Origin of the sequence: Mycoplasma leonicaptivi ATCC 49890 (assembly GCF_000622205.1) — a bacterium.
GTDB classification, from domain to species: domain Bacteria; phylum Bacillota_I; class Bacilli_A; order Mycoplasmatales; family Metamycoplasmataceae; genus Mycoplasmopsis; species Mycoplasmopsis leonicaptivi.
The window spans coordinates 1-15264 of sequence record NZ_JHWE01000022.1; the positions used below are offsets into that span (position 1 = coordinate 1).

The window sequence follows — 15264 nt, forward strand, 5'->3', positions numbered from 1 at the left end:
TAATTGTTTTTTATATGTTTCTAATAATTTTGTTTCCATAATCCTCCATTTATAAATATATTTTATTATATTTAGATATTTTAAGAGTAAAAAGAATAAAAAAATAGAAATTTTAAATTTCTATTTTTGGAATTTGAATTATTTTTCAATTTTAATTTTAACACTTGGTCCCATTGATGCTGACACTGTTAAGTTTAACATATATGTTCCTTTAACAGCAGCTGGTTTTAATTTTTTAATTAATGAAATAAGTGTTTTTGCGTTTTCTACTAACGCTTCGTTTGACATACTTGCTTTTCCGATTAATGAGTGAACAATTCCTGCTTTATCTGTACGATAGTTTGCTTTACCTTTTTTAAGTTCTTCAACTGCTTTTTCAGGAGTAGGAGTTACAGTACCTGTTTTAGGATTTGGCATTAAACCTTTTGGTCCTAATTTTTTACCGTATTTTCCTAATAATGGCATCATTGCTGGGTCAGCAACCATAACATCAAAGTTAAAGTCATCTTCCTTAATTTTTTGTTCTAATGCTTGTCCATCAACAACAATATCTGCTCCAGCTTCTTTAGATAATTTTGCTTTTTCAGGGTTGTTTGTTGCTACTAAAACTCTAACAGATTTTCCAGTACCGTGTGGTAATAATACAGCACCACGTAATTGTTGATCCGCTTTTCTAACATCAAGGTTTAAGTTAAATGCAAGATCGATTGAAGCATCGAATTTTGCATATGAAGTTTTTTTAGCAAGAGCAATAGCTTCTTCTAAATCATAAGCAACTGTTCTATCAAATGATTCACGTGCATTTTTTAAATTTTTTGATAAATGTTTTGCCATAATTAGTTTTCTTCTCCTTGTTCTCTTTCTTCATCGCTTATTGTTTTAACTTCAATACCTTGACCTTTTGTTTCAGCTAAGTTAGCTAAATCTGCTTCTAATGCAGCTTCTTTAGCAGCAGCTAATTTTGCAGCCTTAGCAGCAGCCTTAGCAGCGGCTTTAGCTTTAAAGATATCGTCATAACCTTCAACTAAAACACCCATTTGTTTTGCTGTTCCAGCAATTGTAGCCATAGCAGCATCGATATCATTTGTGTTTAAGTCTGGTAATTTATATTCAGCAATTTCTCTTAATTGATCTTTTGAAATTGTTGCCACGATTGTTGTTTTAGCGTTTTTTGATCCTGATTCAATTTTAGCAGCTTGTTTAATTTTGTATGAAGCAGGTGAAGTGAATAATTTAAATTCAAAAGTTTTATCTTTATAAACTGTAATTTGTACAGGAACTGGTTCGTCACCTCTGTTTCTTGTTGCGTCGTTAAAAGCTTTTGTAAATTCTGGCATATTTACACCAACACCAGCAAGAGCTGGTCCTGGTTTAGCTTTACCGGCAGGGAATTGCAATTTAGCAATACGTTGTATTTCTTTTTTTGCCATAAAATTTGTATCCTTTCGATATTGTGGTCTAGCGATATATAAGTATCTCCCACTAGAAGAGGCAATAACATAAAATATTGCTTTTTTATTATAATAAAAAAAGTCTAAAATACAAAAAAGTTTTTAAGGTTTTGCTTTAAATTTCTTTTTATTAAAAACTTTAAAATATGCTAAAATATGTTAATAATTTTTAAAAAATAAAATTATCTTAATGCTTTAATTTTTGGACAGGATCTAGATGAAAGACTAGACTTAGGTTGGTTTTAGCGCTAAGACAACAAATTAAAATAAAATATAAAAAATTAAATAAAAAATTCAGAAAGGAATTACATAATAATATGGCAAAATTAGATTTCGATCGTAGTAAAGAACACGTTAATGTTGGTACAATTGGACACGTTGACCACGGTAAAACTACTTTAACAGCTGCTATTGCTACAGTTTTAGCTAAAAAAGGACTTTCAGAAGCTCGTGATTATGCTTCTATCGATAATGCACCAGAAGAAAGAGCACGTGGTATTACAATTAATACATCACACATTGAATACCAAACAGAAAAACGTCACTATGCTCACGTTGACTGTCCTGGTCACGCTGACTATGTTAAAAACATGATTACAGGTGCTGCTCAAATGGATGGAGCTATCTTAGTTGTTGCTGCAACAGATGGACCTATGCCTCAAACACGTGAACACATTCTTTTATCTAAACAAGTTGGTGTTCCTCGTATCGTTGTTTTCTTAAACAAATGTGATATGTTAGAAGGTGAAGAAGAAATGATCGAATTAGTAGAATTCGAAATTCGTAGTCTTCTTTCAGAATACGGATTTGACGGAGATAATGCTCCAATTATTCGTGGATCAGCTGCTAAGGCTTTAGCAGGAGATGCTGCTTATGAAGAAAAAATTATGGAATTAATGGATGCAGTTGACTCATACATTGAAACTCCAGTTAAAGAATTTGATAAACCATTCTTAATGGCTGTTGAAGATGTTTTCACAATTACAGGACGTGGAACAGTTGCTACAGGTCGTGTAGAACGTGGAACATTAAACTTAAACGATGAAGTTGAAATCGTTGGTTTAAAACCTACTAAAAAAACAGTTGTTACTGGAATTGAAATGTTCCGTAAAAACCTTAAACAAGCTCTTGCAGGAGATAACGCTGGGTTATTACTTCGTGGGGTAAACCGTGAAGAAGTAGAACGTGGACAAGTTTTAGCTAAACCAGGTTCAATTATTCCTCACACAGAATTTGAAGCGGCAATCTATGTTCTTAAAAAAGAAGAAGGTGGACGTCACACACCATTCTTTAAAAACTATAAACCACAATTCTACTTCCGTACAACAGACGTTACTGGTGGAGTAGAATTCGAAGCTGGACGTGATATGGTTATCCCTGGTGATAACGTTAACTTAACAGTTAAATTAATCGCTCCTATCGCGGTTGAAGAAGGAACAAAATTCTCAATCCGTGAAGGTGGACGTACAGTTGGTGCTGGTACAGTTACAAAAATTATTAAATAGTATTAAAAAAAGATTAGTTAAACTAATCTTTTTTATATCCTTTTTTAATTTGAAACACTTTCAATGGTGATTTTATCATTTTTAGCTACATACTTTATATTTTGGATGTTTTCTTTATCAAGTTGATATTCAAAATCATCAATATTTGAAAAACACATTCTCGCTATAAACATAATAAATTCGTAAACCATTATCATTGCTTTAACGTCATTTTCACAATATTTTTTTAGTTCTGGAACAATATTGTTTTCTCAAATAATATCACTTGTTGCACCATAAAATCTATTTTGTGCTTCAAGCATAGCCATAGTACCTTTTTTTATAACTAAATCTTTATAAGGTGTGATTAAAGTTTTAAGTAAAAAACCCGATTCAGTAATAAGGTTTTCAATTTTTTTAATAGAATAAAAATGTTTTAAGAAGTGAATATTAATAAATTTCAACTCTTTTATTTTGCTTCCAAAACCATTTTTAGAAATAAATGATTCTAAATCATTTTGCGCAACGTTTTTAGTTATCACTTCACTGTTGTTAAAGTTTAGTATTTTAACATTATCTAACACTTCTGCTTTAGTAGTTAATGGATCTCTTTTTGCAAAAATATCAGCTAAATCTATTGTATTATTATTAATTTTATTTAATGTATTAATCTCAAAATAAATAATTGCAGCATTAATTGTTTCTTGTTTTGTGTAATTTAAAAATCAATTAATAAATTTTTGATCATTTTGTAAACACTTCTGCCTAACAAGTTTTGCTATTTCTTTATTTCTTGTATTTTCATAATTTTTGTTATATACAACAAAATAATTATTATCTGATGCTATTTTAAAAAGCATTTGTACTAAATCTTTTAAATCCATTGTTTTAGGATCTAAAACAATGTTTTCTTTTAAAATTTCGTTTCCGTTTTGTGTAACAATAATTGAAACTTGATTAACAACTTGATTATAAGCAGGAACACCATCTAAAACAGGGAATATATCAGAAAAACCTTCATAGTCATATCAACAAATTTTTGCATCCTTAATATGTAGTTCTTTAATAAGGTTTAATGTATTAACATTAAAATATTCTTCTTTATTAAAAAAATCTTTATTTGCTTTATTTCATAATAAGACATTATTTTTTGCTTGTTTTGAATAATAACCACCAGCAAGTATTTTAAATTCTTCTCCTAATTCATTTTCGAAAACTAAATTTTTAATATTTTTTCCATCTTTATTTAGTTTATCAATGTAAAAATTTGAATCATTGTCTATATTATGAATTACTAAATTATTTTCTATAAATTTATCTAAAATTTGAATTAAATCATTATAGTCCTCTTCAATACTAGGATTAAATTGAGCAAAATATTTAATATCATTAATATTAACAGAGTTACCATATCTTTTATAACTACTTAAAACCAATTTATTGTATCAAGTAAAAGGTTTTATATCCATTATTTCTTTTTTATAAGTTAATTTAAAAGGAATTTTGAGATCTTGATCATTTTTAAGTTTATTTGATAGTTTTAAAATATCTTGATCATTGGTTTTATACACTTGTAATATTTCTTTTTCTAAACTTAATGTATTATTTGCAAAGTTTCTTGTTTTTGCAACTGTTATAAAAGAAGTTTTATTTATTTCATCTATTGTACTAACATCACAAAAAACAGCATCCATTTTTCCACTATTTAAAGCATATGAGCCGATTAAAGATTCAATAATACCACATTGCCTTAAACCCGATAAAACACTTAATAATTTTTCATCAACATTTGTGTTTTTACCATTTTTAAATGCAGAAGTAGTTTTAGATGCCGCTCTTGAAAAATTAAATTCAAGCTCATTTTTTTTAATTTCTGCATAATGTTTAAAAACAGGGTCAATAACAATGGTTTGAATATCATACAATTCAATTCCGTTATTTTTAAATAAGTTATAAGCATAAAATGACTTATAATATAACTCAAATTTAGATTTTGTTGAATAAGAAAGAAAATATAATACTAAACCATTTTTAGTTTTTTCTAATGCAAGGGAACCCAAACCATAGTTTATTTTTATTTCTTGATCTTGATCAAAAGTTCAAGCAACATAAGGATCGATCAAAAGTTTTTTATCTGAATTATTAATAAAGTTTAATGTAGTTATAAATTTAGAATCTTTTTTAGAAGTTAAACTTATATATTCAATTTCTAAAGAACTATATTGTTTTTGTTTGATTAAAAAATTAATTGCATTTTTTTTATAATTTAAATAATTATCATATCTAATTTGAATAAAACTATCTGAAACATCATCTTCTTTATCTATTTCAAATATTGAATTAAGATTATGTAGTTCATTCAAACTTCCAATTTGTTCAAATTCAGCAAAATATTTAAATTCACCATTTTCTTCATCATCTAAGTCTTCATCATTTTCTAATTCATAATTATCATTTTGAGAATTCTTTTGATTTATTTTTTGAATCATAAACTCTTCAAAATTTTGTGAATTAAAAATTAAAGCAGGGTTTAGTGAAAGAACATTTTTAAATATAGATCAATTTATTTCGATTTCTTTTTTCATTTTGCTCCTAAAAATTAAAAAAATATTATTTTAACACACTTTTTAGTTTATTATACAATTAAAATTGTATAATATAAAAATATGAGTAAAGAATTAAATAAAATAACACCAATGGAACAAGATTTTGCAAAATGATATACCGATGTTGTGAAAAATGGTAATCTAATGTCTTATTCTTCAGTAAAAGGTTTCATGGTATATAAACCAAATTCTTATGGAATTTGAGAAATTATCCAAAGAGAAATGAATGATATTTTTAAATCAAAAGGAATTGAAAATGTATATATGCCATTACTAATTCCTGAATCACTTTTTGAACTTGAAAAAGAACATGTAAAAGGTTTTAATCCAGAATTAGCTACTGTAACAGCAGTTGGAGAAAAACAATTAACTGAAAAACTTTTTATCAGACCTACTTCTGAGGTTTTATTTGCTGAATTATTTAAAAAATCAATTGATTCATACAATGATTTACCAATTATTTATAATCAATGAGCAAATGTTTTAAGATGAGAAAAAACAACTAATCCATTTTTAAGAACAAGAGAATTTTTATGGCAAGAAGGTCATACTTGTCATTCAGATAATTTAGAAGCAAGAAAACTTACAAGAGAAATGATAAATGTTTATGCTAAATTTTTAAAAAACTTTTTAGCAATACCAACAATAGTAGGAAGAAAAACCCCAAGAGAAAAATTTGCTGGTGCTTGTTCAACTTATACTGTTGAAGCAATGATGAAAGATGGTAAAGCATTACAAGCAGGAACAAGTCACTACTTAGCACAAAATTTTTCAAAACCATACGAAATAACTTTTAAAAATAAAGAAAATAAAAAAGATTATGTTTATCAAACTTCATGAGGAATTACAACAAGATTAATAGGTGCAATCATCATGACACATGGTGATAACCGTGGAATTATAATACCACCAAAAGTTGCTCCTACACAGGTCGATATCCTTGAATTGTTTGCGCAAAAAGATCCTAAGGTCTCAAAAATTGCAAAACAAATTTATAAATCTTTAAATACAAAATTTAGAGTTAAAATTGATTCAAATAATAAAAATCCAGGATTTAAAGCATCAAATAGTGAAATTCAAGGTGTTCCACTCAGAATTGAAATTGGACCAAGAGATCTTGAACAAAATCAAGTTTTAATTGTAAGAAGAGATACTCTTGAAAAAGAATTGGTTAATATTTCTAATGTTAAAACAAGAGTTGGACAACTTTTAAGCCATATTCATAATAATTTATATGAAAAAGCAAAAGAGCGTCTTGAAAATAACATTGTAAAAGTTGATAATTATGAAGATTTTAAAAAAGAAATAAACAATAATAAATTTGTTTTAATACCATTTTGCTGTGGTGATTATCAGGAAGAAAGAATCAAAGAAGAAACAGGTGCAACAGCGCGTTGTATTCCTATAAAAGACCTTGATAAACCAGATGAAATAGCAGATTGTGCTATGGATGATTGTGATCAAAAGACAAATAGGTATGTTATTTTTGCAAAAGCATATTAAAAAAATGTGAAAAATTTTTCATAAAAAGAGGGAAAAACAATAAATTTTGCCTCTTTTTATTTATTTTCTTTTATTTTTTTATAAATAATTTATAACTATATTAGGGAGCAAATTTGGTGCGTTTGCTCCCTAAACAATTGAAAGCAATTAATAAAGGCTTATGGAAAAAGAAATTGAAAAACTAGAAAAACAAGGTGCTAAAATGATGCACGCAATATTTAACTTTCGTAGAGACATAAAACAACTTTTAGCAAAAATTAAATTAAAGCAAAGTTTTAGCAAAAAAGTATTTAAAAAAGACTTAGAACTTGATGAAAGAATAATTCAATTAAAGGATTATTATGATGAAAGTAACAGTTTAATAAATACCATATTATCAAATCTTAGTAGTGAAGACTCTTGGATTATTGAAAAATGTTTTAATGATGAAAACACCATTAAAGATAAAGAATGATACTTAGAATATTTTTCAAAAACAACTTTTTATAAAAGAAGAAAAATAGCAATCAGAAACTTTTTAGATTATTATTCAGCATTCTTATAATGATTTTTGATTTAGATAGAAAAACGCAAACAATTAATTTAGAAACATATAAAACACAAATATTTTATACTAATGAAGACTTTGGTGATTCAAGCATCGATAAAATTGATGCCTGAAATCTTGAAGTTTCATATATTAAAACTTTATATAATAAACAACCTATTTTGGTTTTAGATTTTAAGGAAAATCGTGAGTTTTTATTAATGCACCAATTTAAATTTAATATTTACATAAACGATATTCTTATTACTGAAATACAACCATCTAAAGGCACAAAAGTTATTGAATTTAACGATAAACTCGAAACTAAAATAAATTCAATAAAAATAGAAAATTTGTATTTTTACCAAAATAAGTGAAAAAATTATAAAAATATAATTACTATTATTAATTCTGAAAATGAAAATAAAATTAATTATCAAAGTATATCTTCAATAGATAAAATAAAAATTCCTTTTATAAATACGTTTCTAATTTCTAAAAATACTTTTTACCATTATAAAAAGTATTTCAATATATATGTTGATTGAAATGAAATACAAAATATTGAAAATCAAAAAGCTATAGCATATATTAAAATAATTTTAGACAAACCTCAAGACAACATTAACAAATTACTTAAAAATAAAAAAATAATTAATAAATATTTAATAGATTCCTCAAAGTTCTTCCTAGATAATAAAATCAGTTCTATTAAAAATGGTATTAATTTATCAAATAAAATTTTTAATAACATTAAAGAAAACGAAATTACTTATATACTTGAGATAAATGATCTTTTAAAAACAGATGAAAAAAATATCTTAATAGAAAAATCGGAAGATATACAAAGTTATAAAACTCTTAAAATACCTTACAAGTTTAATGGCATTTTAAATAATGTTCTACAACTTAATTTAAAAAACTATACGATAAATTTTTTAAAAAGCACCAATTTAAAAGATTCTCGAAATTCGTATAAAAAAACTATCAGAAAAATAAAAATAGAAAGTTTTGATTCACTTTTAGATTTTTCAGAAGAAAATTTTAAATATCAAATTGAGATAAGAGAACTAAACAGAATAATAAAAAACACTTTTGTTTTAGAAGACTTTTGAATTGAACCAAAGAAAAAAGAAGATCTTTAAAAAAATCAAAATTTATTTATTTTCTATATTATTCTGTTCAGCAGTTATTTCTTCTTTAATTTATCTTTTTTTAAGCAAAAAAGAGAAAAAAATAGAAACAAATAAAAAACTAATTCAAGAATCAAATAGCACCACTTTTATATTTCCTGAATTAGACATTGATTATATTAAGAGTGAATTAAAAAAAGATGAAAAGAATTTATCACAAGAATCAATTAATAATATTATCAAAAATATTCTTTTAAAATTAAATGTTGATGAAGGTTTAGTTTTATTTGATTATAAATATATAGATAATAATACATTACAAATTTATTTTACATACAAAAACAAAGAGATCAAAAGGCACAAAACATACCAAATAAGTTTTTAATTATGATATAATGAAAAAATGAAAAATATAGAAAACTTAGTTTTAGAAAAAGTTTCACAAATCGCAAAGAAAAAAGTTTTTCTTGATGACGATATTAAAAAACTAAACATTGACTCATTAGATGTTGCTGAAATAATAATCGATACAGAAGAAGAGTTTAATATTACTATAACCGATGAAGAATTAATGTCAATAAAATTTGTAAAAGATATTGTTAGAATAGTTTCTTCCAAAATTAATTAAAATAATTTATAAATTAAGTAAAAAGTACCACTTAAATTTTGTGGTATTTTTTACTTAATTGATATCTTTTTATCTTAACTTATTTTAAAAAAGATAAAAATTAAGTAAAATTTAATAAAATTAAATAAAGGTGGTTTATATGGATAAAAATAATCAAAAAAATAATAAAAATGTAGAATTTAGAAAAGATGAAATTTCTTATGCTATAGCTAAATATGAAAACGAATTAAAGAAAAAAGAATATAAAAATAATCAAAATTTATTACCTTTTTATAAAAGAGATATTTTTAAAAATTTAATTTATAGTACTATTACAATTATCATAATTGCTGTCCTTCTTATAATTGCTTTATATATTGCGAAAAAAGGTTAAAAATGAATTTATTATTAATTTTAACATTAGTTTTTAGTTCAGTTACTTTTATACTAGTTTTAATAGTTATATTTGTTTTAACAAAATCGCATTTTGTTGAACTTTGAAAGAAAATATTTAAAAGAACTCACTATGAACAGCTAGGTATAAGTAGTCAGATAAGGTTAATAAATCAATTAAGAGAAACAGTTGAATTTTTATCAGAACACAGAATTGGTGCATTGATAACAATAGAAAACAATGATAATTTAGATACTTTAAGAACTGATGGTATTGTTTTAAATGCTAATATTTCAAGTTCATTATTAATATCTATTTTTAATAAATATTCACCACTTCATGATGGAGCAGTTATTATAAGAGCTAATAAAATTTATTATGCTTCAACATTTTACAAAATTACACGTAGATCGGTATCATCAGAATTTGGTTCAAGACACAGAGCAGCACTAGGGATTTCTGAACAATCTGATGCAACAACAATTGTTGTTTCAGAAGAAAACGGAAACATAAGAATTTTTAAAAATCAATTTATAAATGTTGTGAAAATTGAAGAATTTCAAGAACAACTTATTAAATATCTAAAGGGTTAAAATGAATGATGAAATAAGAGAAATAAATATTGATATTTTACTTGATGAATTAAAAGACCTTTTAAACCAAAAAAGTGTTAAAAAAATACGTGATTTAATTGAAAAAACCCCGTATGCTGATTTCTCTTTAGTTTTAGAAAATCCAGAAATAAGTGATGAAGATAGACTTTATGTTTTAAGGGTTTTAAAAACAGAAGATGCTGCAGAAGTTTTTTCATATTTAGAAGATGATACTAAAACAAGATTAGTTAGTTTATTTTCAGATGAACTTGGTGAAAAAGTTTTACAAGAACTTGATACAAGTGAACTTGTGGATGTTCTTGAAGAATTACCAGCAAATTTAATGCGAAAAATCTTGTCTCAAACTCCAAAAGAAAGAAGAGATAAAATCAATCAATTGCTTCTATATAATTCAGAACAAGTTGGAAGTATAATGCGTGTTGATATTTCCATCCTAAAATCTGATTGAACATGTAAACAAGCCTTAAAAAAAATCAAAAGCGATTATAATCAAAACTATACAATGGGACATAATTTTTATATTGTTGACAAGGATTGAAAACTTATTGGTGATATAACTCTTGAAGAACTTGTTTTTTCAAATGAAAATACTATATTAGATGATTTATATAGTGCCGTTACTATGGTTTATCCAACTGATGATAAAGAAAATGCAGCAAGAGTTTTCTCAGGGCACGACAGATCTTCTTTGCCAGTTGTTTCAAATGATAAAAGACTAATTGGTATGATAACATCTGATGATATTATTGATGTTATCCAAGATGAAGCAACAGAAGATATTTATAAAATGGCTGGTATTAATTCATCTGGTTCGGAAGAAAGTTATTTAAAAACATCTATTAAAAGTATCATTAAATCTAGAATATTATGATTAATCATTTTAATGTTATCCGCTACCTTATCACAATATATTATTCAAAAATTTACTACTATTAGTGAAAACTTTATAGAGGGTTTAGGTGTTACAATATCAACTGCTATAATAGTTTCACTTATTCCAATTATTAGTGGTTCCGCAGGTAATGCTGGTTCTCAGTCTACAACAACTGTCACAAGATCAGCGGCCCTTGGTGAATTTGAAAGTTCACAATATAAAAAAGTAATATTAAAAGAACTGTTAGTAGCTACTTCAATTGGTGCGATTATGTTTTTAGTTAATGTTGCAAGACTTTATTTATATTATTTAATACCATCATTTAGAGCAGATGCTTTTACTAATGGAAAAGAAAATTGAACAGCGTTATCTTTTATTATTATTGCTAGTTCAATTTCTTTATGATTGGTTGTAATTTTTGCAAAATTTTTAGGTACAGTAATACCGCTTGTAGCTATTAAATTTAAAAAAGATCCAGCCGTTATGTCTGCACCTATATTAACAACATTAAGCGACGCACTATCAACTTTAATATTTTTTGGTTTAAATATTTTAGTTTTATATTTAGCAAGATTAGGAAATTTAATTTAAAAATAAGGAGAAAAATGAAACAAACAGTAGATATTGAAAAACTAAAAATTTTAGCAGAAGAGTTTTTACGTTTAGATGCAGAAGCTAAAAACATTAAAAAAGAAGTTAAAGACTTATTAAAAGGAACCGATGTTGAAATTAATGAAAGATTATCAAATGGTGGAAAAATAATTTATGTAAAACCTGAATCACAAACTAAACTTGATAGAAAAGCAGTTTCGGATTTACTTTATAAAATTATTCTTGATGTTAATAAAAATCCAGAAGAAAATAAAATACCAACTTTATCAGAACTTGAGCAAGAAATTAAAGATAAATGTTTAGTAGAAAAAGAATTTAACTGAAAACTAAGTATTAAACATAAATAATGATAATTTCTATTTTAGCAATGGACAAAAAAGGTTTAATTGGTATAGACAATAAACTACCTTGAAAAAATTCAGCAGATTTAAACTTTTTTTATTCAAAAATTAAAAATAACAAAATTATTATGGGTTCTAATACATTTTTTAATCTACCAAAAAAATTTTTTGAAAAAGCAAAAAATACAGAGATTTATGTTATAAATACTTTTCAAGAAAATTTAGATCATAAATATTCAAAATACATTACAAAAACTTTTTATTCGCTAGATAGTGCAAAAAAATTTATTTTACAATTTAATAATAATGTAAATGATATATATATCTGTGGTGGACAATTTATTTATGAAACGTTTTTAGTTTATAGTAATTATATTTTTCAAACTATAATTAATGAATATGACGAAATATTAAATACAGATGTTAAAACAAAAAAATTCATAAATATTGATTTATTTAAAGGTTTTAGCAATAAAAAACTTATTTATAAAGATGAAAAAATAGAAATTTTACAACTTAAAAAGGAGAAGATCGATGATTAAATATTTTGCAGAAACGAATTCTACTAATACACAAACAAATTCAAGCGCCTTAGCTAATTTATCTGGTAATTCAGCAAATGTTATTATATGAGTTATTTTTGGTTTTTTAGTAGTTTTATTATTAGGTTGATTCGCATATCAATCAATTAAAGAAAGACAAAAAAGAAAAAAAACAAAATTAGCAGCAATTGAATTTGAAAAACAAGCAAAGGTATTCAGATATGAAATAATTCAAAAAATTTTGTGCTTAATAGATATCAACAATAAACAACATGAAGAATTTGTTGTAAGTATTGGCCAATATAAAATGAAAGATTTAAATAATGCGGCCAAAAGCACTATTGAGGAAATGATGGATACCTTTGAATTTAAAAACTATATTAAAGAAAATCCTTTATATAAAGATTTGCTACACAACATTATTTTATTAAAAGATTTAAACTCAAATATGTGGGATAAAAAACTTGAAAATAATGCAATTTTATATTTTAACAATAATATAAATTCATCATTACATGAAGCAAAAGAGTCAAAAGAAACTGAAATAGAAAGTTTAAAGACAAAAGAAGATTTGTTTAATGAAGTTAATTCATTATACTTATCTAAATTAGGTATTAAAAACTAATAAGAGGGATTATGTTTAAAAAAATAGAACAAAAAAATATTCCAAATTATTTAACCATTCTAAGGATGTTGTTATTTATTCCGCTCATTATTTTTATGATCCTTTCTTATGTTTATAACAGTTTAGAAAACATTGAATCAAGAAAAACAACAATGATTTTAGCTTTACTTATTTTTATATTAGCAATGTTTTCTGATTTTTTAGATGGTTATTTAGCAAGAAAGTGAAATGTTGTTTCAAATTTTGGAAAACTTTTTGATCCAATCGCTGATAAAGTTATAACTAGTTCCACATTTATTTTCTTATCAGCAATGCATATCATACCATTTTGAATAACAGTAATTTTTATAGTAAGGGATATTTGTGTTGATGCATTTAGAGTGGTAATGGTAAAAAATAACGTGAAGTATGAAGCAAGTATTTGAGGAAAACTAAAAACCTTTGGTCAAACATTTGTTATCATATATATATTTATTTATGATATCTCACTTAGTTCTGCTAATGCTATAACTCTTAGTCATATGTTTGTAGATATTTATTTAGTTAATATACCAACAATTATAGTTTTATTTATATCAATCTATTCAGGTTTTGATTATGGCAAAAAAATCTGGAAATTTGTTAAAAATTAAAATGGTTATAAACTATAATTGAATTCATATTCTTGTTTATAATATTTATTTATATTTATCAAAAAAATATAGTGAATATAACAATAATCGTAGAGTTGGTAAAAATTTAATTTTTAAAAACCTAAAAACAAATGATTACAAAACTATTCAGGATTTTTTAAAAATGAGTGATTTTGAATTAATGATTAATGGATTACAAAAAGTTTACAATCCAAAAAGAGGTTGATATATTAAGAAAATTAGAAATAATATAAAAGAAGATAATCTTGGATAACAAAAATGATCATACTTTTTCTGTTTTTTTATTTTTTTAAAAAACACAAACCATTAATTCATTGTGAAACCATTTTATATAAAAATTATTTTCACAACAAAAAAATAAGTGACAAAATATTTTTATATGTTCTTAATATTTATCAAAAAAATACAAAAACATTATTTTTTATTAATTTATTTTATTTATTTAGTTTTATAATTCTTATTTGTATAAAATTTCTTTATTTTAAAAATTTTGATTTTTTAGGTAAAAAACTTTCATTAGATATATTAATTTTTATTTTATTTTCAGAACTACTTTTTGGTATTAATATAATTTTTAGTTGTTTTTTTATAATAAGAAATTTAAAGATAAAAAGAGATAAAAATAACCTTTTATCAAATTCTTATTATATATACAATGATATTTTGAAAAAAAGAGAAAAATATCAATTTAATTTAAATTCTGAATTAAGTTTTATACATTTAATAGGTCCATTATCATTTTTAAAAAAAAGATATCCAAATTTAAGAGATAACAATTTATTTGGAGTAAAATTTTCGAATAAAACATTTAGTAGTATAAAAGATAAAAAACTAAAAATAATTCTTATAATAACATATGTTGAAGATATAACATATTTTAATAATGAGGTACTAAAACCAGGCATTTTTTATGATTTATATCAAGAAGTTATTTCAGAAATATAACAATAATAATTGAAAGTTTATGTTTTGTTTTCCTGAAACAAATACACCAAATAATTTCGTCAATTAAAAAGTCACGATGCAAGTTTCGAGCTTGCTCGTGACTTTTTGTCCCATCTGATAAAATATAGTAATAGTAAAAAGTGAAAGGACAAGTGAATTATATATGATAAATTTAAATCATAAAAATAAACAAATTAATAACATTATTTGTGTTGAAATTAATGGACATTTTAGAAGAGAAAAAACTTCTTATAAAAAGAAAAATTTTCATTTTAAAATTAGTAAATTAACAAAAGAAGACATCAAAATTACTAATAAATATTGAGAATTAAATACTACAAAAAAATCAAATCA

At 24.4% G+C, this 15264-nt stretch carries 19 protein-coding genes; 16 read left to right on the plus strand and 3 right to left on the minus strand.

The window, feature by feature from the left end; genetic code table 4:
• Window positions 1-138: 138 nt before the first annotated feature.
• The gene (gene rplA, locus BU00_RS0101635) at window positions 139-834 is read right to left on the minus strand and encodes a 50S ribosomal protein L1 (RefSeq protein ID WP_027121213.1); all 696 of its coding nucleotides are present in this window, start codon (window positions 832-834) and stop codon (window positions 139-141) included.
• A 2-nt stretch (window positions 835-836) separates the two neighbouring features.
• Window positions 837-1430, minus strand: a complete 594-nt coding sequence (gene rplK, locus BU00_RS0101640; protein ID WP_027121214.1) for a 50S ribosomal protein L11 — start codon at window positions 1428-1430, stop codon at window positions 837-839.
• Between the two features lie 338 nt (window positions 1431-1768).
• Between rplK and tuf the strand changes: the two genes are divergently transcribed.
• Window positions 1769-2956 (plus strand): elongation factor Tu, encoded by a 1188-nt coding sequence (tuf, locus tag BU00_RS0101645; RefSeq protein ID WP_027121215.1) that lies wholly within the window; start codon window positions 1769-1771, stop codon window positions 2954-2956.
• 44 nt (window positions 2957-3000) lie between these two features.
• Here tuf and BU00_RS0101650 read toward each other — a convergent pair whose 3' ends face one another.
• Complete coding sequence (locus tag BU00_RS0101650) at window positions 3001-5520, minus strand: UU173 family protein (protein WP_027121216.1); 2520 nt, start codon at window positions 5518-5520, stop codon at window positions 3001-3003.
• A gap of 81 nt (window positions 5521-5601) precedes the next feature.
• Here BU00_RS0101650 and proS point away from each other — a divergent pair, with 81 nt between their 5' ends.
• The 15 genes from proS to BU00_RS0101725 form a co-directional block, all read left to right on the plus strand.
• The gene (proS, locus tag BU00_RS0101655; RefSeq protein ID WP_027121217.1) at window positions 5602-7044 is read left to right on the plus strand and encodes a proline--tRNA ligase; all 1443 of its coding nucleotides are present in this window, start codon (window positions 5602-5604) and stop codon (window positions 7042-7044) included.
• 160 nt (window positions 7045-7204) lie between these two features.
• Window positions 7205-7588 (plus strand): MG284/MPN403 family protein, encoded by a 384-nt coding sequence (locus BU00_RS04480; RefSeq protein WP_051521841.1) that lies wholly within the window; start codon window positions 7205-7207, stop codon window positions 7586-7588.
• Window positions 7588-8715: a hypothetical protein gene (locus tag BU00_RS0101665; protein WP_027121218.1), complete on the plus strand. Its 1128-nt coding sequence runs from the start codon at window positions 7588-7590 to the stop codon at window positions 8713-8715. Before BU00_RS04480 ends, BU00_RS0101665 begins: the two co-directional genes overlap by 1 nt.
• Complete coding sequence (locus BU00_RS0101670) at window positions 8687-9088, plus strand: MHO_1590 family protein (RefSeq protein WP_027121219.1); 402 nt, start codon at window positions 8687-8689, stop codon at window positions 9086-9088. Before BU00_RS0101665 ends, BU00_RS0101670 begins: the two co-directional genes overlap by 29 nt.
• A gap of 18 nt (window positions 9089-9106) precedes the next feature.
• Complete coding sequence (locus BU00_RS0101675; RefSeq protein WP_027121220.1) at window positions 9107-9331, plus strand: phosphopantetheine-binding protein; 225 nt, start codon at window positions 9107-9109, stop codon at window positions 9329-9331.
• Between the two features lie 139 nt (window positions 9332-9470).
• On the plus strand, window positions 9471-9704 hold the full coding sequence (locus BU00_RS0101680; RefSeq protein WP_027121221.1) for a hypothetical protein: 234 nt from the start codon (window positions 9471-9473) through the stop codon (window positions 9702-9704).
• Between the two features lie 2 nt (window positions 9705-9706).
• Entirely contained in the window at window positions 9707-10297 is a 591-nt protein-coding gene (locus BU00_RS0101685; RefSeq protein ID WP_027121222.1) for a diadenylate cyclase, read from the plus strand.
• 1 nt (window position 10298) lies between these two features.
• The gene (gene mgtE, locus BU00_RS0101690; RefSeq protein WP_027121223.1) at window positions 10299-11783 is read left to right on the plus strand and encodes a magnesium transporter; all 1485 of its coding nucleotides are present in this window, start codon (window positions 10299-10301) and stop codon (window positions 11781-11783) included.
• Window positions 11784-11797: 14 nt separating this feature from the next.
• Window positions 11798-12151, plus strand: coding sequence for a hypothetical protein (locus BU00_RS0101695; protein WP_027121224.1), 354 nt, complete (start codon window positions 11798-11800; stop codon window positions 12149-12151).
• Window positions 12151-12687 carry a dihydrofolate reductase gene (locus BU00_RS0101700; RefSeq protein ID WP_027121225.1) on the plus strand — a complete coding sequence of 179 codons (537 nt, stop codon included), beginning with the start codon at window positions 12151-12153 and terminating at the stop codon, window positions 12685-12687. Before BU00_RS0101695 ends, BU00_RS0101700 begins: the two co-directional genes overlap by 1 nt.
• Complete coding sequence (locus BU00_RS0101705) at window positions 12680-13312, plus strand: MHJ_0274 family protein (protein WP_027121226.1); 633 nt, start codon at window positions 12680-12682, stop codon at window positions 13310-13312. Before BU00_RS0101700 ends, BU00_RS0101705 begins: the two co-directional genes overlap by 8 nt.
• An 11-nt stretch (window positions 13313-13323) precedes the next feature.
• Entirely contained in the window at window positions 13324-13944 is a 621-nt protein-coding gene (pgsA, locus tag BU00_RS0101710) for a CDP-diacylglycerol--glycerol-3-phosphate 3-phosphatidyltransferase (protein ID WP_027121227.1), read from the plus strand.
• The gene (locus BU00_RS0101715; protein WP_027121228.1) at window positions 13910-14218 is read left to right on the plus strand and encodes a hypothetical protein; all 309 of its coding nucleotides are present in this window, start codon (window positions 13910-13912) and stop codon (window positions 14216-14218) included. Before pgsA ends, BU00_RS0101715 begins: the two co-directional genes overlap by 35 nt.
• Before the next feature lie 410 nt (window positions 14219-14628).
• Complete coding sequence (locus tag BU00_RS05040) at window positions 14629-14910, plus strand: hypothetical protein (RefSeq protein WP_156926414.1); 282 nt, start codon at window positions 14629-14631, stop codon at window positions 14908-14910.
• A 163-nt stretch (window positions 14911-15073) separates the two neighbouring features.
• On the plus strand, window positions 15074-15264 hold a 191-nt coding region (locus tag BU00_RS0101725), incomplete at its 3' end, for a hypothetical protein (RefSeq protein WP_027121230.1).